The organism is Streptomyces sp. TLI_053, assembly GCF_900105395.1.
GTDB lineage: Bacteria > Actinomycetota > Actinomycetes > Streptomycetales > Streptomycetaceae > Kitasatospora.
In genome coordinates, this window is the sequence record NZ_LT629775.1 from 6,791,689 (window position 1) to 6,810,520 (window position 18,832).

General features: G+C 72.3%; 14 protein-coding genes and 1 tRNA gene. 6 read left to right on the forward strand and 9 right to left on the reverse strand.

Translation table 11 applies throughout. The features are described from left to right. Positions 1 to 21 precede the first annotated feature (21 nt). Complete coding sequence (locus BLU95_RS45620; RefSeq protein ID WP_353653512.1) at positions 22 to 438, reverse strand: hypothetical protein; 417 nt, start codon at positions 436 to 438, stop codon at positions 22 to 24. 473 nt (positions 439 to 911) lie between these two features. Beyond that, a tRNA-Leu gene (locus BLU95_RS28250) sits at positions 912 to 984 on the reverse strand. Between the two features lie 100 nt (positions 985 to 1,084). Here BLU95_RS28250 and BLU95_RS28255 point away from each other — a divergent pair. Beyond that, a complete protein-coding gene (locus tag BLU95_RS28255; RefSeq protein ID WP_030307471.1) occupies positions 1,085 to 1,741 on the forward strand; it encodes an ANTAR domain-containing response regulator in 657 nt (218 codons plus the stop codon). A 71-nt stretch (positions 1,742 to 1,812) separates the two neighbouring features. Here BLU95_RS28255 and BLU95_RS28260 read toward each other — a convergent pair whose 3' ends face one another. The 6 genes from BLU95_RS28260 to BLU95_RS28285 form a co-directional block, all read right to left on the reverse strand. Beyond that, positions 1,813 to 2,529: an ABC transporter ATP-binding protein gene (locus BLU95_RS28260; protein ID WP_093862446.1), complete on the reverse strand. Its 717-nt coding sequence runs from the start codon at positions 2,527 to 2,529 to the stop codon at positions 1,813 to 1,815. Next, positions 2,526 to 3,371, reverse strand: coding sequence for an ABC transporter ATP-binding protein (locus BLU95_RS28265; protein WP_093862447.1), 846 nt, complete (start codon positions 3,369 to 3,371; stop codon positions 2,526 to 2,528). Before BLU95_RS28265 ends, BLU95_RS28260 begins: the two co-directional genes overlap by 4 nt. 7 nt (positions 3,372 to 3,378) lie before the next feature. Then, a complete protein-coding gene (locus tag BLU95_RS28270; RefSeq protein WP_231977824.1) occupies positions 3,379 to 5,316 on the reverse strand; it encodes a branched-chain amino acid ABC transporter permease in 1,938 nt (645 codons plus the stop codon). 5 nt (positions 5,317 to 5,321) lie between these two features. Then, a complete protein-coding gene (locus BLU95_RS28275; RefSeq protein ID WP_093862448.1) occupies positions 5,322 to 6,251 on the reverse strand; it encodes a branched-chain amino acid ABC transporter permease in 930 nt (309 codons plus the stop codon). Positions 6,252 to 6,383: 132 nt separating this feature from the next. After that, the gene (locus BLU95_RS28280) at positions 6,384 to 7,616 is read right to left on the reverse strand and encodes a branched-chain amino acid ABC transporter substrate-binding protein (RefSeq protein ID WP_093862449.1); all 1,233 of its coding nucleotides are present in this window, start codon (positions 7,614 to 7,616) and stop codon (positions 6,384 to 6,386) included. A gap of 547 nt (positions 7,617 to 8,163) precedes the next feature. Then, positions 8,164 to 8,577, reverse strand: coding sequence for a PaaI family thioesterase (locus BLU95_RS28285; RefSeq protein WP_045940274.1), 414 nt, complete (start codon positions 8,575 to 8,577; stop codon positions 8,164 to 8,166). Between the two features lie 406 nt (positions 8,578 to 8,983). Here BLU95_RS28285 and polA point away from each other — a divergent pair, with 406 nt between their 5' ends. The 5 genes from polA to BLU95_RS28315 all read left to right on the forward strand — a co-directional run bounded on the left by polA (position 8,984) and on the right by BLU95_RS28315 (position 16,272). After that, positions 8,984 to 11,665: a DNA polymerase I gene (gene polA / locus BLU95_RS28295; protein ID WP_093862451.1), complete on the forward strand. Its 2,682-nt coding sequence runs from the start codon at positions 8,984 to 8,986 to the stop codon at positions 11,663 to 11,665. A gap of 141 nt (positions 11,666 to 11,806) precedes the next feature. Next, complete coding sequence (locus BLU95_RS28300; protein WP_093862452.1) at positions 11,807 to 12,493, forward strand: hypothetical protein; 687 nt, start codon at positions 11,807 to 11,809, stop codon at positions 12,491 to 12,493. 450 nt (positions 12,494 to 12,943) lie between these two features. Beyond that, positions 12,944 to 14,074 (forward strand): DUF3103 family protein, encoded by a 1,131-nt coding sequence (locus BLU95_RS28305; protein WP_093862453.1) that lies wholly within the window; start codon positions 12,944 to 12,946, stop codon positions 14,072 to 14,074. Between the two features lie 105 nt (positions 14,075 to 14,179). Next, complete coding sequence (locus BLU95_RS28310) at positions 14,180 to 14,953, forward strand: GNAT family N-acetyltransferase (RefSeq protein WP_093862454.1); 774 nt, start codon at positions 14,180 to 14,182, stop codon at positions 14,951 to 14,953. A gap of 851 nt (positions 14,954 to 15,804) precedes the next feature. Next, the gene (locus BLU95_RS28315) at positions 15,805 to 16,272 is read left to right on the forward strand and encodes an NUDIX domain-containing protein (RefSeq protein ID WP_093862455.1); all 468 of its coding nucleotides are present in this window, start codon (positions 15,805 to 15,807) and stop codon (positions 16,270 to 16,272) included. A gap of 30 nt (positions 16,273 to 16,302) precedes the next feature. On the opposite strand, the gene hrpB is transcribed toward BLU95_RS28315, so the two are convergent. Further along, the gene (gene hrpB, locus BLU95_RS28320) at positions 16,303 to 18,831 is read right to left on the reverse strand and encodes an ATP-dependent helicase HrpB (protein ID WP_173862145.1); all 2,529 of its coding nucleotides are present in this window, start codon (positions 18,829 to 18,831) and stop codon (positions 16,303 to 16,305) included. Position 18,832: the final 1 nt, after the last annotated feature.

Consider the following 18,832-nt stretch of genomic DNA (forward strand, 5'->3'; position numbering starts at 1 on the left):
CCGGGCGGAGCCGCACCGGGGTCAGTGCTTGGGGCCGATGTGGGCGTCCATGAGCGCCACGGACTCCTTGCGGGCGACGGAGACGTTGATCTGGCCGGTCGGTCGGGGGGCCGTGGCCTTCCACTGGACACCGACCGCGTCGAGGGTGTCGGTGAAGAGGCGGACGATGTCGGTCGAGGTGTTGGTGAAGAAGTAGCGCGGGTACTCGTAGCGCTTCGGGACGCCACCGACGGTGCGGGTCGTCCAGTTGGTGATCCGGCAGCCGTCGGAGTGGATCAGGCCGCGGAGGAAGTCCCAGGGGTGGGCGTCGACGATCTCCTGCTGCCAGGGCTCGAGGGCTATCCGACGTAGGTGCTTCGGGCCGGGGCCGTGCTGGGGGATCAGGCAGGGCCAGTGCTTGCTGGTGCCGACCACACTGGTGCAGCCAGTGGCACGCACACGCGTGACCTTGTTCCGTGGCATGACGGCGGCCATCGCTCGCTCGCACTCGTTTATCAGGCCGGGCCAGTTGTTGCCGCAGGCGATGCGGAGGGCATGGACTTTGCGGCGGCCTTCACTGATACAGCCGTCACCGAGGTAGAGGCCGAGAAGGTAGGCGTAGTCGGCCCGGGGAACGGACGGGCTCGGTCGGCCGGAGGGTGCCGGGCAGTCGTTCGGCTTGCGGGGATCGGGTTGTGTGGTCCACTGCCGGACCGCATAGCGGGAGATCCCGGTGGCGCGGCTCACCTGGCTGAATGTCAGGCCGGACGCATGGAGGTCGAGGGCGCGTTGCCGTGCAGCCGTGTCGTACATGTGCCCGAGCCTGCGCCGCCCAGGCGTACATCATCGGGGGTCATGCGAATCTTCATTCGAAGTGATGAAGATCGCCAACCGTTGGGCCGATTTTCATGACCTTGGAAATGAAGGAAAAGTGCCCCGGGTGGGATTCGAACCCACGCTGTATGGTGTTTGAGACCATGGCCTCTTCCGCTGGGCTACCGGGGCAACCGCTGAATCGAAGGTTTGCTCCGACCCTGCTTGGTCTCAAACATACCGTGTCTAGGTACCCTCGTGCATGCAGTACCCCGCCGGAACGAGGAGCCCCGTGAGCACCGCCGACGAGCAGGCAGAGCCGCTTGAGACCGATTCGCCCCAGATCACCCGCATTGTGATCGCCGAGGACGAGGCGCTGATCCGCCTCGACCTCAAGGAGATGCTGGAAGAGGAGGGGTACACCGTCGTCGGCGAGGCCGGGGACGGGGCGACGGCGGTCCGGCTGGTCCAGGAGCTGAAGCCGGACCTGGCGATCCTCGACGTGAAGATGCCGGTGCTGGACGGGCTGTCCGCGGCCGAGCAGATCCACGAGGCGCACCTGGCGCCGGTGCTGATGCTGACGGCGTTCTCGCAGCGCGAGCTGGTGGACCGGGCGCGGGACGCGGGTGCGATGGCGTACATCGTGAAGCCGTTCTCCAAGAGCGACCTGGTGCCGGCGATCGAGATGGCGGTGTCCCGGTACACGGAGATGCGGACGCTGGAGGAGGAGATCGCGGATCTCACCCAGCGGCTGGAGACCCGGAAGCTGGTGGACCGGGCGAAGAGCGTGCTGCAGACGAAGTTCGGGCTGAACGAGCCGGCCGCGTTCCGGTGGATCCAGAAGACCTCGATGGACCGCCGGATGACGATGGCGGCGGTGGCCGAGGCCGTGATCGAAGAGGGCGAGGCCCAGGACAAGAAGAAGGCCGAGGAGGCCGCGTCCGAGTAGTCGGCGGGCGGAGCGTACGACGGAGGGCCCGGCACACTCGTGTCGGGCCCTCCGCCGTTCGGGCGGGGAGGTCAGTCCTCGCCGAGGTAGGCCTTGCGGACCGACTCGTCGTGCAGGAGGTCGGCGCCGGTGCCCTGGAGGACGATGCTGCCGATCTCCATGACGTAGCCGCGGTCGGAGAGCGAGAGCGCGGCCTGGGCGTTCTGTTCGACCAGCAGGATGGTGGTGCCGTCGGCCTTGAGTTCGACGATGGTCGCCATGATCTTCTGCATCATGAGCGGCGAGAGGCCCATGGAGGGCTCGTCGAGCATCAGCAGTTTGGGCCGGGACATCAGGGCGCGTCCCATGGCGAGCATCTGCTGCTCGCCGCCGGAGAGGGTGCCGGCGGCCTGCTTGCGGCGTTCGCCGAGGATGGGGAAGAGGCCGTAGGCCCGTTCGACGTCCTTGGTGATGCCGTCGGTGTCGTTGCGCAGGAAGGCGCCGAGGAGGAGGTTCTCCTCGATGGTCATGCGCGGGAAGATGTGCCGGCCCTCGGGGGAGTGGGCCAGGCCCAGGGCGACGATCTTGTGGGCGGGGACGGCGGCGAGGGGCTGCCCGTCGAAGGTGATGGTGCCGGCGGTGGGCTTGAGCAGGCCGGACAGGGTGCGCAGGGTGGTGGTCTTGCCGGCGCCGTTGGTGCCGATCAGGGTGGTGACCTCGCCCTGGTTGACGGTGAAGCTGATGCCCTTGACGGCTTCGATCTTGCCGTAGGAGACGCGGAGGTCCTGGACTTCGAGGAGTGCGGTCACTGGTCGGTCTCCGTAACGGGGGTGGTGCCTTCGAGCGGGGCGCCGAGGTAGGCGGTGATGACGCGTTCGTCGTTCTGGACCGTCTCGCGGTCGCCCTCGACGATCTTCTGGCCCTGGACCAGCACGGCGGTGCGGTCGCAGAGGTTGAAGATGAAGCGCATGTCGTGCTCGATGACGAGGACGGAGACGCCCCGGTCGCGGATGGCGAAGACGAGTTCCTCGGCGGCGCGGGTCTCCTGCGGGTTCATGCCGGCGGTGGGCTCGTCGAGGAGCAGCAGGCCGGGGTCGGAGGCGAGGGCGCGGGCGATTTCGAGCTTGCGTTGTTCGCCGTAGGGGAGGTTGCGGGCGAGGTGGTCGGCCTTGCCGGCGAGGCCGGTGAACTCGAGGAGTTCCATGGCCTTGTCGCGGCTCTCCTGTTCGGAGCGGCGGTAGCCGGGGCCGCGCAGGACGGCGGAGAGGAGGCCTTGGTGCATGCGGCTGTGGCGGCCGACCTGGACGTTCTCGAGGACGGTCATGTTGGCGAAGAGCCGGATGTTCTGGAAGGTGCGGGCGATGCCGGCCTGGGTGACGAGGTGGGGTTTGGGGGGGAGGACGGTGCCCTGGTAGGTGACGGTGCCTTCGGTGGGGACGTAGAGGCCGGTGAGGCAGTTGAAGAAGGTGGTCTTGCCGGCGCCGTTGGGGCCGATGAGGCCGATGATCTCGCCGCGGCCGACGGTGAGGGAGACGTTGTTGACGGCGGTGAGGCCGCCGAAGCGCATGGTGACGCCGGAGACGTCGAGCAGGGTCTCGGTGGGGGCGGGTGCCGGTGCCGGGGTGGGGGCGGGGGCGTCGGTGGTGGTCATCTGTGGGTCACGCCCCTGCCTTGGAGAGGGCGACGGTGTCGCCGGTGGCCTGTGCCGGGATGTCGGCGTCGGCCTCGTGGAATTCGAGTTGGCGGCGCCGGTTGGGGATGAGGCCTTCGGGGCGGACCCGCATGAGGACGATGAGGGCGATGCCGAAGGCGAGCAGTTGGTAGTCGGCGAGGAATTCGAGCTTCTTCGGGATGAGGAAGAGCAGGGTGGCGCCGGCGAGGGGTCCGCTGATGGTGCCCATGCCGCCGAGGATGACGGCGGCGAGCAGGAAGGCGGAGTTGGGGGGGAGGGCTTCGGCGAAGGTGTACTGGTCGGGGGTGACGGTGTAGCTGACGTGGGCCTGGACGGTGCCGGCGAGGCCGGCGAGGCAGGCGCCGAGGGCGAAGGCGAGGAGCTTGAGGCGGAAGCCGTTGATGCCCATGGCTTCGGCGGCGGTCTCGTCCTCGCGGATGGCGACCCAGGCGCGGCCGATGCGGGAGTTGCCGACGCGGGCGAAGACGAGGACGACGAGGGCGGTGACGGCGAGCATCAGCAGGTAGTAGTTGGAGAACCGGCCGAGTTCGATGCCGAAGATCGTGGTGGGCTTGCCGAGGTTCCAGCCGAGGATTTCGAGGTCGGGGATCCGGGGGATGCCGTTGGAGCCGTTGGTGATCTTCGGGCCGGTGGTGCCGTTGAGGTTGAGCATGGTGATGCGGAAGATCTCGCCGAAGCCGAGGGTGACGATGGCGAGGTAGTCGCCGCGCAGTCGCAGGGTCGGGGCGCCGATGACGACGCCGAAGACCATGGAGACGACGGCGCCGGTGAGCATGGCGCCCCAGAAGGGGAACTGGACGTGGATCGGCGAGGCGGGGGAGCCGGAGACGAGGGCGGCGCTGTAGGCGCCGACGCCGAGGAAGGCGACGTAGCCGAGGTCGAGCAGGCCGGCCAGGCCGACGACGATGTTCAGGCCGAGGGCGACGGTGGCGAAGATCAGGATGTTGGTGGCGACGGAGGTGTACTGGTCGCTGGTCTGGGTGAAGGGGAAGCTGGCGGCGGCGGCGAAGGCGGCGCCGGTGGTGACGGTCTGGTACTTGACGGTGAGGGCGCGCAGCCGGGGCAGCAGGCCGGAGCGGCCGAACGCGGCGACGACGGAGGCGGCGAGCAGCAGGTAGCCGGTGAAGAGTTCGCCGTACTCGGTGTCGATGCCGAAGGTGATGGCGAACAGGGCGATGGCGAAGGCGACCACGATGAGGGCGACCTCGACCCAGGACGGCAGTTCGCGCGGGGCGGGCAGCGGCCGGTGGACGGTGCCGAGCCGCAGCCAGCTGTTGGCGGCGTGGCCGAGCTGGAGCAGGAGGACGGCGCCGGTGGCGATGGCGAGGCCGCCGGCGAGGGCGGTGAGTACGGGGGCGACCGGCTTGTCCTCGGGGATCGCGTGGGTGGCGACCCAGACGAGGGGGGCGATCGGGACGAGGAGGAACAGTCGCCGGTCGAGGATCCGCAGCGGGACGGCGGTGCGCCGGTCGAGCGGCAGGCCGAGGGAGCCGGCGAGGGCGAGCAGGGAGCCGGCGGCGAGGACCCAGCCGCCGGGTTCGAGGTTGGCGAGGCCGCCGAGGTCGGTGGAGATGGAGATCACCGAGAACCAGCCGACGGCGACGGCGCCGGCGGCGGCGAGGACGACGGCGTTGTTGCTGCGGCGGGGGGCGGCCCAGCGCAGGCCGGGGACGCCCTGGGTGGCGAGGAGGAGGACGAGGGTGGCGAGTCCGGCGGTGAGGGCGAGCCACTGGAGGCCGGCGGGGGAGCCGTAGTAGGTGAGGTCGCCGGGGTAGTCGGAGGTCCAGGTCCAGGCCATCAGGGCGGAGGCGGCGGTGGCGGTGGCGCCGAGGCCGGTGAGGAGGGCGGCGGTGCGGCCGGGGAGGGCGATGACCGGGGTGGTCTCGGTGCTGCTGGTGGTCATGGTGCTCACACCCTGTCCGAGACGCGCGCGCCGAGCAGCCCCTGGGGCCGGACGAGCAGGACGACGATGAGGAGTACGAAGGCCCAGACGTCCTTCCAGGCGCCGCCTCCGAAGAGGTGCATGCCGGGCAGGTGCTGGATGTAGCCGGTGGCGAGGGCTTCGGCGAGGCCGAGGGTGATGCCGCCGAGCATGGCGCCGTAGATGTTGCCGATGCCGCCGAGGACGGCGGCGGTGAAGGCCTTGAGGCCGAGCAGGAAGCCCATCCGGAAGTCGACCTGGCCGCTGCGCAGGCCGTAGGCGACGGCGGCGACGGCGGCGAAGGCGGCGCCGATGGCGAAGGCCATGACGATGATCCGGTCGGTGTCGATGCCCATCAGCTTGGCGGTGTCGGGGTCCTGGCTGGTGGCCTGCATGGCGCGGCCGGAGCGGGTGCGGGTGACGAACCAGCCGAGGGCGAGCATGCAGAGCGGGGCGGCGACGAGGAGGAAGATGTCGCTGCGCTGGATGGCGACGGAGCCGATCTCGAAGGGGTCGCCGGGGATCTTCGGGAAGACCCGGGCCTTCTTGGCGTCGGGGTAGAAGGCGAAGACGAGCTGCTGCAGGGCGATGGACAGGCCGATCGCGGTGATGAGGGGGGCGAGCCGGGGGGCGGAGCGCAGTGGCCGGTAGGCGAAGCGCTCGGCGGCGACGGCGGTGAGGGTGGAGACCAGGATGCCGGCGATCAGCATCAGCGGTAGGGCCAGCCACAGGGTGGTGCCGCCGGGGAGGGCGAGGTAGGCGGTCAGGGCGCCGAAGCCGCCGACCATGACGATCTCGCCGTGGGCGAAGTTGATGAGCTGGACGATGCCGTAGACCATCGTGTAGCCGATCGCGACGAGGCCGTAGAGGGCGCCGAGGATCAGGCCGTTGGCCAGCTGCTGCGGTAGGTCGTGCACCGCTGGGCCTCCGTTGTGCGTGTGGGGTGTCCGCGTGGGTGGTGGATGTGGGTGCGCGCGGGGGCACTCGTGGCGCCCCCGCGCGGTAACTCCGGTGTGCTGTGGCGTTCCTGATTCGGGATCAGGCGAGGGTCAGCCGCTGAACGTGCCGGACTTCTCCACGGCCCACTTGCCGTCCTTGACGGTGTAGACGGTGAGCTGCTTGTTGGTGGTGTCGCCGTACTCGTCGAAGGAGACCTTGCCGGTCACGCCTTCGAAGGAGACCTTCTGGACGGCTTCGACGACCTTGGCGCGGGGGCTGTCGGGCAGCTTGCCGTTGTTGGCGGTGACGACGGCCTTGACGCCCTGGATGATGGCCCAGGCGCTGTCGTAGGAGTAGCCGCCGTAGGTCTCGTAGGCGTCCTTGTAGCCGGCGGCCTTGTAGTCGGCGATGAACTTGGCGGCGGTCGGCAGCTGCTCGACGGGCAGGCCGACGGCGGTGGCGTAGTCGCCCTGGCCCTTGGGGTTGAGCTTGATGAAGTCGCCGCTCTGGATGCCGTCGCCGCCCATCAGCGGGATGCTGACGCCGGCGTCCTTGAGCTGGAGCGAGAGGGGGCCGGCGGCGGGGTACTCGCCGCCGTAGTAGACGGCTTCGGCGCCGGAGGACTTGACCTTGGTGACGACGGCGGCGAAGTCGCGGTCGTCGGGGTTGACGTGCTCCTCGCCGACGATCTGGCCGCCGTTCTTGGTGAACTGGCCCTTGAAGGTGGCGGCGAGGCCGGCGCCGTAGGTCTTCTGGTCGTCGATGAGGAAGACCTTGGTCTTCTTCGCGTCCTTGATCAGGAAGTCGGCGGCGAAGGGGCCCTGGACGGCGTCGGTGGTGGCGGTGCGGAAGTAGCTCTTGAAGGGGCGGGCCTTGACGCCGCTGGCCCACTTCTCGCCCTGGCTGAGGGCGACGCCGGTGTTGGCGGGGGAGATCTGGACGAGGTTGGCGTCGTTGAAGATCTGCTGCATCGACTGGGCGACGCTGGAGTTCAGCGGGCCGACGACGCCGATGACGTCCTTGTCGCCGACCAGCTGGGTGGCGTTCTGCTGGCCGGGGGCGGGCTTGCCGGTGTCGTCGAGGCCCTTGATCTGGAACTTGACGCCGGGGACCTCGTTCTTCTCGTTGGCCTGCTTGACCGCGAGTTCGACGGAGTTGCGGATGCCGAGGCCGAGGGCGGAGAGGTCGCCGGTGAGGGGGGCGTCGACGCCGATGGTGACGGTGGTGGAGCCGCCGGCCTGGCCGCTGTCCCCGGACTTCTTGTCGTCGCGGGAGCCGCACGCGGTGAGGCTGAGGGCGCCGATGACGGCAATGCTCACGACAACTGCTGAACGATGACGCACGGGGGGTCCCCTTCGGTTCAGGAGGGCGCCGCGCCTGAACGGCGGGAGCCTGGATGCGCGGTGGGCCTGGCCCATTCCGGTGGCGCGGTGACTGGCCGTGACTCTAGATGCCGGTCGGCGGCTCTGGCAGTGCTGCGGCGAGGCTGTGATTCTCTTGTTATGAGCACACGGAGAAGTCGTCTCAGCATGTGGTCGTTCCGGCTCGACCGGCTCGACCGGACCCCAGTGTTCCCGGGCCAACTCGCGCCATGTAAGGCGTAGAACGGCAGGTGACTCCTGAACTCACCGATTACCGGACAAGAGTGTCCGCGCTGTTGGAGTCGGGCGTATGCGTCCGAATATCGGACGTCGACGGCCGTCGGGCGCTGTTCTCGACCGGATCCGACCCCCCGGGCTCCTCGACTGCTCGGATTTCCTGCTTGTTACGCACGGTTACATCGCTCCGGATGGCCGGACATGCCACCGCCCCCTTGTCCAGACCAACGACTGCCCAGTGCTGTCGAAGGTCAAACAAGGGGGCGGGCAAGGGATTTGACGGAAATTTGGCTCAGAGGTCGCGCAGCATGCAGGTGAGGCGGCAGCTGGTGACCCGCTTGCCGGTGTCGTCGGTGATCGCGATCTCGTAGGTGGCGGCGGTGCGGCCCTTGAACACCGCGGTCGCCACGCCGGTGACCAGGCCGGAGGTCGCCGAGCGGTGGTGGGTCGCGTTCAGGTCCACGCCCACCGCGTACCGGCCCGGCCCGGCGTGCAGCATCGCCCCGACCGAGCCGAGCGTCTCCGCCAGCGCCGCCGAGGCGCCGCCGTGCAGCAGCCCGTACGGCTGCTGGTTGCCGTCCACCGGCATGGTGCCGACCACCCGGTCGCCCGAGGCCTCGACGATCCTGATGCCCAGCTTGTCGCCCAGCCGGCCGCCGGAGAAGGTGGCCGGGTCCACGCCGAGCTTGGCGAAGTGGTCCAGCATCTCCTGCGGGACGTCGATGAGGGGCGTGGCGTCGGCGCCGCCGGGGGCGGTGCCGGGCGCGGGCGCGGTGCCGGTGCCGGCGGCGGTGCCGGCGCGGGGGGCGGTGTCGGGGGCCGGATCGGTCATGGGGAGCTCCTGCCGCTCGGGGGTCGCGTCGTCGTACTGACTGTGATCGTACGACCGTCCTACTCGGTGGTAGTGGCGGTGGCGGGAGAAAACCGGAGTGGCGCCCGGGGTGCGAGCGCACCCGCGGGGCGCCCGCCCCCGGCATGCCCCTTTTGTCAGTGGCGGGCCCTAGGATCGGTGGCCGGTAGTGGAATCGGCAGGAACGGACGTTGACGTGGCTACGCAGAGTACGGACAAGGGCGCGGCGGGTGGTGGCGGAGCCGGATCGCGGCCCCGCCTGATGCTGCTCGACGGGCACTCCATGGCCTACCGGGCGTTCTACGCGCTGCCCGTGGAGAACTTCAACACCTCCACCGGCCAGCCGACCAACGCGGTGTACGGCTTCGCCTCGATGCTCGCCAACACCGTCCGGGACGAGGCGCCCACCCACCTCGCGGTCGCCTTCGACCTCTCCCGCCAGACCTTCCGCTCGGTCGAGTTCCCCGACTACAAGGCCAACCGGGCCAAGACCCCGGACGAGTTCCGCAGCCAGATCGGGCTGATCGGCGAGCTGCTCGACGCGATGCACGTGCCGCGGCTGACCGCCGAGGGCTTCGAGGCGGACGACATCATCGCCACCCTGGCCACCGCCGCCGAGGCGGCCGGCTACGACGTCGACATCGTCACCGGCGACCGCGACTCGCTCCAACTGGTCACCGAGCACGTCACCGTGCTCTACCCGACCAAGGGCGTCTCCGAACTGACCCGCTACACCCCGGAGAAGGTCGCCGAGAAGTACGGCGTCACCCCCCGCCAGTACCCGGACCTCGCCGCCCTGCGCGGCGACCCGTCCGACAACCTGCCCGGCATCCCCGGCGTCGGCGAGAAGACCGCCGCCAAGTGGGTCAACCAGTTCGGCTCCTTCGACGAACTCGTCGCCCGGGCCGACGAGGTCAAGGGCAAGATCGGCGAGAAGCTGCGCGAGCACCTCGACTCGGTCAAGCGCAACCGCGTCCTGACCGAGCTGGTCCGGGACGTCGAACTCCCGCTCGGCGTGGCCGACCTGGCCCGCGCGCCGTTCGACAGCCAGGCCGTCACCGCGCTCATGGAGACGCTGGAGTTCCGCAACGCCAACTTCCGCGACCGCGTGCACGGCATCGACCCGGCCGCCGTCGAGCCCGAGGCCGCCGAACTCGCCCCCGGCGTCGAGGTCGACGGCGAACTCCTCACCGACCCCGGCACCCTCGCCGCCTGGCTGCGCGAGCACGCCGCCGACAAGACCCCGGTCGCGCTGGCCGCCGTCTACCGGTGGGCGCTCGGCAGCGGCGAGGTCACCGAGGTCGCGCTCGCCGCCGGGGAGACGGCGGCCTGGTTCGACCCGGCGCTGCTCGCCGAGGAGGACGAGCGGGCCTTCGCCGGCTGGCTCGCCGACCCCGCCGCCCCCAAGGCCCTGCACATCGCCAAGCAGGTCATGCGGGCCTTCGCCGAGCGCGGCTGGACCATCGAGGGAGTCGTCGCCGACACCGCCCTCGCCGCCTACCTCGAGAAGCCCGGCCGCCGCACCTTCACCCTGGAGGTGCTCGCCGAGGAGTACCTCGCCCGCTCGCTCACCCCGGCCCCGGCCGCCGAGTCCGGCCAGCTCGCCTTCGACGCCCCGGAGGAGGACCCGACCGCCGGCGCCCAGGCGCTGATGCTCCAGGCCCGCGCCGTGCTCGACCTCGCCTCGCTGTTCGACACCCGCCTCGCCGAGGTCGGCGCCACCGGGCTGCTGCGCGACATGGAGCTGCCGATCGCCGCCCTGCTCGCCCGGATGGAGCGCACCGGCATCGCCGCCGACCGCGACTGGCTCACCGGCCTGGAGGCGCAGTTCGCCGCCGAGATCCAGCGCGTGGTCGAGGAGGCGCACGCCGCCGCCGGCCACGAGTTCAACCTCGGCTCGCCCAAGCAGCTCCAGGAGATCCTCTTCGGCGAGCTGGCGCTGCCCAAGACCAAGAAGATCAAGACCGGGTACACCACCGACGCAGACGCGCTCACCTGGCTCGCCACCCAGACCGACAACGAGCTGCCGGTGATCCTGCTGCGCCACCGCGACCAGGCCAAGCTGCGCACCACCGTCGAGGGCCTGCTCAAGACGGTCTCCCCGGCCGGGCGGATCCACACCACCTTCAACCAGATGGTCGCCGCCACCGGCCGGCTCTCCTCGCAGGACCCGAACCTGCAGAACATCCCGGTCCGCACCGAGGAGGGCCGGATGATCCGCCGGGCCTTCGTGGTCGGCGAGGGCTACGAGTCGCTGCTCACCGCCGACTACTCGCAGATCGAGCTGCGGATCATGGCCCACCTCTCCGAGGACGAGGCGCTGATCGAGGCCTTCGCCACCGGCGAGGACCTCCACACCACCGTCGCCTCCCAGGTCTTCGAGGTCCCCGGCGGCTCCGTCGACGCCGAGATGCGCCGCAAGATCAAGGCGATGTCCTACGGCCTCGCCTACGGGCTGTCCGCCTACGGGCTCTCCCAGCAGCTCGGCATCAAGCCGGCCGAGGCGCAGGGTCTGATGGACACCTACTTCGAGCGCTTCGGCGGCGTGCGCGACTACCTGCACCGGGTGGTCGAGGAGGCCCGCGCCACCGGCTACACCGAGACCCTGCTCGGCCGCCGCCGCTACCTGCCGGACCTCAACAGCGACAACCGCCAGCGCCGCGAGATGGCCGAGCGGATGGCCCTCAACGCCCCGATCCAGGGCTCCGCCGCCGACATCGTCAAGATCGCCATGCTGCGGGTGGACGAGGCGCTGCGCACGGCGGGGCTGGCCTCCCGGATGCTGCTCCAGGTGCACGACGAAATCGTGCTGGAGCTGGCCCCGGGCGAGCGCGAGCCGGTCGAGGCGCTCGTGCGCGAGCAGATGGCCGGCGCCTACCCGCTGCGGGCCCCGCTGGACGTCTCGGTCGGCGTCGGCGTCAACTGGGAGGTCGCGGCGCACTGACGTTCCGTCGGGCCGTGGTGCGCTGACGTTCCCGTCGGGCCGTGGTGCACTGACGTTCCGTCAAATCGCCCCGGGCGGAGCTTCGTCGAAGTGACGCCCGGGGCCTTTCCGGCACCGGGGAGCGGTCCTACCCTGGCGGGTATGCCTGCCGACGAGGTGCTCCGCCCCGGCCGTGACGGGGCCACCGTGGACCTGGTGTTCGAGCCGGGCGGAGGCTCCTGGCCCGCCGCCGCGCTCCTGGTGCTGCGCGCCCTCGTGGTCCTGCCCGCCACGGGTGTCGTCGCCCTCCCGGTCGGTGTGATCGTGGTGGTGGTCGCGGTGATCATCGGTGCCACCTTCGCGGCCGCGGCGACCGTCTGTGCGCTGCTGTGGGTGTCCGGCGCGCTGGTCCTGTGGGTGCTCTTCGCGGTCGCCGAGCTGCGCTCGGTCCGCCGGGTGCAGTTCGCCCCGGCCCGGGCCCCGACCGAACTGCGGTTCGTCCTGGGTGCCCGCACCGGCGCCTGGGCGCCGATCTCCGACCTGCGGCACGTCCGGCTGGACGAGTCCGTGGAGGAGCCCTACGAGGGCGACCCCGCGCCCGCCGCCCGCACCCTCGCCATCACGGTGGTGACCTCGACCGGCGGCGAGGGCCCGCACAGTGCGCCGAAGGGCACCGACGCCGACGCGCTCCACCGGTCCCTGGAGGACCTGCTCGGCCCGGCCGGCGTGCGCGTGGTGCGCCGCACCGAACGCCGCGTCCGGCGCAAGCCCCCGGTCCCGTCCGGCGGCTGGGTGTACGGCGGCTCGGGCTCGGCCAACTCGGGCGGGGGGTTCTCCGGGGGCGGGTGAGCCCGTCGCCGCCCGGCGAACGGCGCGGAAAATCCCCGTGGCGGTTCGTCCGTCCACCGCTCACCGGACCGGCCCGGCCGCCCCCGCGGGCGCGGTGCCCGCGGACGCGTCGCCCGCCGTCGTCCCTGCCGCCGATGCCCCGCCGGAGCAGCGGTCCTGAGCGTCGGCGGCGGGGTGCCGGCCGTCGCGCCGGTGTCCGTGGGTCCGGGCGGTCGCCGGGTTCCGCCGGTCCGGCGCCGCGGCACCGGGGGGTTGATGCCACGTCGGGAAGGCCGTTCACTTGTCATGGCGCCGCCGTCCTTGATCGTGGGCACGGCACCACCCGCTCCGACGCCCCACCGCCCACGGCTCCCGATGCTTCGACGCCTCACCGCTCCGACGCCTCACGGCTCCACGGTTCCACCGCTCCACCGCTCCGACGCCTCACCCGACGAGTCTGGAGATCCCCTCATGTCCCAGTCCCGCCTGCGGCGCGCCGTTGTCGCGCTGACGGCCCTGCCCCTGCTCGCGCTCGGCGCGGGCCAGGCCGTGGCCGCCCCGACCCCGGCCCCCGCCCCCGCCGCCACCTCGAAGGTGACCGCGATCGAGGACGAGGTGGCCCGCACCCTCGCCGCCTCCCTCGCTGACCCCGCCCTGCGCGAGCACCTGCGCTCCGCCACCGCCGCCGCACCCGCCGGCGCCGAACTCGCCCCGCTGGCCGCCGGCCTGTCCGGCGCCGCCGCCCGCGGTCTCGCCGCCACCACCGCCCGCGCGGACCTCGGCGTCGCCGCCGCCAAGGGCCTCGGCGCCGACCTCGGCCCGCTGCTGCGGGTCCAGCTGGCAGACCCGTCGATGCGGGCCGCCCTGGACGCCGGCGCCGCGCCGCTGGTGGCCACCGCCGGCACCGACGAGCACGCCCGCACCGTCCGCGCCTACGACACCGCCGGCCGGGCCCGCGCCCTCGACGCGGCCACCCTGCCCACCCGCCCGGTCTACCTGGTCGACATCGACACGGCCAAGGCGCTGAACGCCGGGATCGACCTGCTCCAGCGGGAGTTGGCCGCCCGCGGCGTCGGCTCCGCCGCGTCGGCCCCGGCCGCGGTCCAGGCCGCCGGCTGGTGGGGCACCAAGATCACCTCCGTCCGGGTGAACGACGACGAGGAGCCCTGGTTCAAGGGCGCCGCCGAGATGTTCAGCCTGGTCTCCGGCTTCGGCCAGGACGGCAAGGTCCGCGTCGACTCGGTCGCCATGCCGTACCTCCAGTACGACGGCACGACCTACTACCCGAACCAGATCCTGGTCAACTGGTCGAACTACAAGTACAACCTGGCCGACGTCGTCCTGATGGAGGACGACGGCGACACCAACTACCTGGCCCTCGCCCAGGCCGTCGCCGCCGTCCTGCTCACCATCGCCGACCAGGGCGCCTACATCCCGCTGGTCAACGCCGTCCTCGCGGCGCTGCCCTCGTCCTGGTGGACCGACGACCCGGACTACGTGGAGTCCTGGTACACCCTCGCCCGCACCAGCACCGGCCAGCTCAACGGTGCCCGGGGCAACGGCTGGATGACCGTCGAGCCCTACTGGGTCAGCCAGCTCTGACGTCCCGACAGGCCGGGCCGGCGCAGCGCGTCGCCGCACTCCGCCGGCCCGGCCACCATTGATCAACCCGTGTCGCGGAGTCGGTTTCGTACTACCGTGGGCACGATGACCATGGAATCCGACTCGACCGACCGGCCCGCCTCCCCGGCCGCGGCACCGCTGCTCCAGGCCCGCAACTCCGCCGCCTTCTGGGCGGCGACCGGCCGGAGCCGGGGACACGAGGTGATCCGGCGCCGCGGTCTCCTCGCCGTGGCCGGTGACGAGCGCGCGGGCCTGCGGATCCTGATCCAGGAGCCCGACCTCGACCCGGACGAGGTCGCCGAGGTGGGCGAGCTGCTCCGCCGGGCTGTCGGGCCGGTGACCGTCGAGGACCCGTTCAGCTCGACGGACCTGGGCCACCTGGGCATGCGCACCTGGCAGATGCCGGTCATGCTGCGCCCGCCCGGCCCCGTCGACGCCCCGGCACTGGACGTGGTCCGGGTCCGGAACCCCGAGGACCTCCGGGCGGCCGAGCGGGTCGTGATCGAGGGTTTCGAGCTGGACGGCTTCGAGCCCCACCGCCCCGGTGAGCTCTTCCCGGAGGCGCTGGTCGAACACCCGGGTGTGGACGTGTTCCTCGCCTCGATCGACGGTGTCACCGCGGGCGCCGGCGTGAGCGTCGTGGCCGGCGGCGTCGCCAGCCACTACTGGATCGCCACCTCCGCGTCCTTCCGCTCGCGCGGCGTGGGCCGGGCCGTCATGCTCGGTGCCCTCGCCGGGGTGGCGGACCTCCCGGCCACCCTCACCGCCTCGAAGCTGGGCAGGCCGCTGTACGAGTCGCTGGGGTACACGGTCGCGGCCCCCTCGACCTGGTGGTCCGCACCCTCCGGGACGGCGTAGCGTGGGGCGCGCCCCTGCCCTCCGGCCGAGGAGGAAGCATGCCCGGGGGACTGCTCTTCCATCGGGCCGACGACGGTCCGACAGCGACAGGAAGAGGCGGGACCCTTCGTCGGCCCGGCCGGCGGAAGGCTCTCCCCGCGCTGGACGCACGGTGTGTCGGTGGGTGGGGAGTTGGTGTTCCACCGGGCGGGGCGGGGTGATGGCGACCGGCCGGATCGACAGCGAAGGCGTCTGCACCGAGCCGGCGGAGGGCGGCCTGGGTGCCGACCGGACCACCGTCGTCGGGCTGACGGCCTGAGCGCCGGAGCCGCTCTCGGGTCGAGCGCCTCGCGTGGGAAGTCGGACCGGCCGACTTCCCACGGGAAGGGGACGTCGGGCCACTTCGCGTCGGCCCGGGCGTCGAGATCGACCGCGAGTACGGCGTCGATGCAACTCGGTGGCCGCGCAGGAAGTCGGCCGGGTCGACTTCCTGCGCGGAGCGCCCACCTGAGGGTGGCTCGGGTCCGGTGGCGGGTGACGGTGCGCAGGTCATGGGTGGGTGGCGGGTGGGCGGGTGGACTTTGCAAAGTCTGGTGAGACTTTGCAAAGTCCACCCGAGGCAGGGAAAACGGGGGTTCAGAGCACTTTGCAAAGTCCTGCTGGCACTTTGCAAAGTGCTTTGCAAAGTGCTCTCCGGGGCCGGGGCGGCCGTGCGTGGGGGCACGGCCGCCCCGGCGGGCGCGGTGCTCGGCGGGCGCGGCGGCGAGGCAGGGGGCGCGTCCGTGCTCGGCTTTCCGGCGGAGGCGTGGTAGTCGTGCGTACGGGCTGTCCGCTCCGGGTGGGTCCGGGGCGGCCGACGGAGGCGGGTGGTTGTGGCCAGGCGTGACTACGAGGACGATCCGGACGCCCCGGAGGTCAACTCCCTCGTCCCGGCGGCCTCGGTCGTCGTGGTCGACGACGCGGGCCGTGTCCTCCTCCAGCGCCGCACCGACAACGGGATGTGGGCCCTGCCGGGCGGCGTGATGGAGATCGGTGAGTCGATCGCCGGGTGCGCTGTCCGGGAGACGTGGGAGGAGACCGGCATCGAGATCGAGATCACCGGGATCGTCGGTACCTACACCGATCCCCGTCATGTCTTCGCGTACGACGACGGCGAGGTCCGCCAGGAGTTCTCCGTCTGCCTTCTCGGGCGCCCGCTCGGCGGGGAGTTGCGGGTGTCCGGCGAGTCCCACGAAGTGGCGTGGTTCGCGCCGGACGGGACGGACGGGCTGCCGATGCGCCCGAACATCCGCAGGCGGTTGGCCGACTGGCGCTCCGGCGCGATCCCCGTGGTGCGTTAGCCGCGCTTCGGCGGACGGGGGACTCCCCGGCTACTTCCTGGCGTTGGTGCGCCTGGTCGGCTCGGCCGTGGTCGGGTCCTCGGGCCAGGGGTGGCGGGGGTAGCGGCCCCGGAGATCCGCCCTGACGGCGTGATAGCCGTTCTTCCAGAAACCCTCCAGATCACCGGTGACGGCGGCGGGGCGGCCGGCGGGGGACAACAACTGCACGGTGAGCGGGACGCGTCCGCCGGCCAGGGCCGGGGCGGCCTTCCAGCCGAAGAGCTCCTGCAACTTCACCGACAGCACGGGGCGCCCGGTGCCGTAGTCGACCCGGATCTTCGAGCCGGTGGGCACGGTGATGCGTTCGGGGGCCAACTCGTCGAGGCGGCCGGCCTGGCCGCTCGCCCAGGGGAGCAGGCGTTGCAGGGCGTCGGTCGTGTTGATCCTCGCCAGGTCGGCGCGGCGGCGGGCTCGGGACAGCTCGGGTTCCAGCCACTCCTCGGCGCGTTCCAGCAGGGCGGAATCGGAGACGTCGGGCCAGGGGTTGCCGATGGCAGTGTGGAGGAAGGCGAGGCGTTCGCGCAGGTTGGACGGGAAGGTCAGCAGGGCGCTCACGCCCTCGCGGGTGAGGCCTTCGAGGACGGCCGCCCGGACGAGAGCGGCGTCGGGGCGCTCGAGTGGCTTCTCGGCGAGTTCGACGGCGCCGAGGGCTTCGACCCGGCGGGAGACGACCTCGCCGTGACGGGTGTCCCAGTGGACCTCGGCGCGGGAGGCGAGGAGCGGCGCGCCGGCGAGCAGGGCGGTCTCCTCGTCGAGGGCGGCGGCGTGCAGGATCCGGGCCGAGTGCGCGCCGGCCGGGCGGTCGGCCGCCGCGACGGCGAGCCAGGGGAGTGAGCCCAGGGTGGTGCCGGGGGCGAGTTCGGCGGCGGTGCCCGAGGCCATCAGGTACGGGCTGCGCTGGCCGGGTTCGGGCCGCTCGACCCTCGCGCGGGCGATTCGTTCGGGGAAGGCCAGGGCGACGACGAGGCCGACGGCGGTGGCGTCGTCCAGCGCGGTGGCGGGTTCGTCGGAGGTGGCGCGCAGCAGGCGGCGGACTTCGTCGCGCCAGCGGCCCGCGTAGGGGTCGCGGGAGGCCTTCACCGCGCGCCACACCGCGCCGAGGTCGTCCCCCAGCGCCCGCGGCGGCTCCTCGGAGAGCAGCGCGACCACCTCGGCCGCCCGCCGGGCCCCCACGGCGGGCGCGCCGTCGACCAGGGCACGGGCCAGCCGCGGGTGCAGCCCGGTGCGGGCGAGCCGCCCGCCGCGCTCCGTCGCCCGGCCGTCCGCGTCCACCGCCCCGAGGGCGAGCAGCGTCTCCCGGGCGGCGGCCATCGCGCCCGCCGGCGGGCGGTCGGGCAGGGCGAGTCCGGTGGCGTCCGGGTCGCCCCACACGGCCGCCCGGAGGGCGAACGACGTCAGGTCGGCGAGCGCGATCTCGGGGGTCGGGAAGCGGGCGGCGCGGGCGTCCTCGGCCTCGTGCCAGCAGCGGTAGACGGTGCCGGGCGCCTCGCGGCCCGCGCGGCCGGCGCGCTGGCGGGCGGCGGCGAGCGAGGCGCGGACGGTGACCAGGGCGGCGAGCCCCCGGGCGTGGTCGGTGCGGGGTTCCCGGGCGAGTCCGGCGTCGACCACGATCCGGACCCCGGGCACGGTGAGCGAGGACTCGGCGACGGCGGTGGACAGGACGACGCGGCGGGAGGCGGAGGGGGTGAGCGCGGCGTCCTGCACGGTCTGCGGCGCACGCCCGTGCAGTTGCAGCACCTCGGCCGGTGCCCCGCCCAACTGCCCGGCGACCCGGGCGATCTCGCCGACACCGGGCAGGAAGCAGAGCACGTCCCCCTCGCGTTCGTCCAGGGCCCGCCGCACCGTCGCCGCGACGTGGTCGAGCAGGGCGAAGTCCACCCGGGTGCCGTGCGCGGGCCGGACGGCGCGCGGCGGCGGCGCCCACACCACCTCGACCGGGTGCGAGACACCGTGCGCCTCGACCACCGGCGCGCCGTCCAGGAGTTCGGCCCAGGCCGCGGTGTCGGAGGTGGCGGAGGCGCAGACGATCCGCAGCTCGGGCCGCAGGGCGGCGCGGACGTCGAGCAGGAAGGCGAGCGCGGTGTCGGCGTCCAGGTGGCGTTCGTGGCACTCGTCGAGCACGACGACGTCGACGCCGGGCAGCTCCTGGTCGCGCTGGAGGCGTTGCAGCAGCACGCCGGTGGTGACCACCTCGACCGCGGTCCCCGGGCCGACGCGGCGCTCGCCGCGCACGGTGTACCCGACCTCGCGGCCCACGGAGGAGCCGAGCAGCCAGGCCATCCGGTGGGCGGCGGCCCGGACGGCGAGCCGGCGCGGTTCGGCGACCAGCACCCGGCGGACGGGCCGGCCGTCGTCGAGCAGTCCGGCGAGGGCGAGCGGCACCAGGGTGGTCTTGCCGGTGCCGGGCGGTGCGGCGAGCACGGCGGTGCCGGGCCCGTCCAGCGCCTCGTGCAGCGCGGGCAGGGCGGTGCGGACCGGCAGGTCGCGCCAGGCCGCCCCTGCTGATCGGTCGAGTGGCAAG

Coding starts and splice junctions, on each gene's coding strand:
- BLU95_RS28310 (WP_093862454.1), top strand. CDS start 14,180: ATGACCATGGAATCCGACTCGACCGACCGGCCCGCCTCCCCGGCCGCG.
- BLU95_RS28285 (WP_045940274.1), bottom strand. CDS start 8,577: ATGCTGGACCACTTCGCCAAGCTCGGCGTGGACCCGGCCACCTTCTCC.
- BLU95_RS28300 (WP_093862452.1), top strand. CDS start 11,807: ATGCCTGCCGACGAGGTGCTCCGCCCCGGCCGTGACGGGGCCACCGTG.
- BLU95_RS28265 (WP_093862447.1), bottom strand. CDS start 3,371: ATGACCACCACCGACGCCCCCGCCCCCACCCCGGCACCGGCACCCGCC.
- BLU95_RS28270 (WP_231977824.1), bottom strand. CDS start 5,316: ATGACCACCAGCAGCACCGAGACCACCCCGGTCATCGCCCTCCCCGGC.
- BLU95_RS28305 (WP_093862453.1), top strand. CDS start 12,944: ATGTCCCAGTCCCGCCTGCGGCGCGCCGTTGTCGCGCTGACGGCCCTG.
- polA (WP_093862451.1), top strand. CDS start 8,984: ATGCTGCTCGACGGGCACTCCATGGCCTACCGGGCGTTCTACGCGCTG.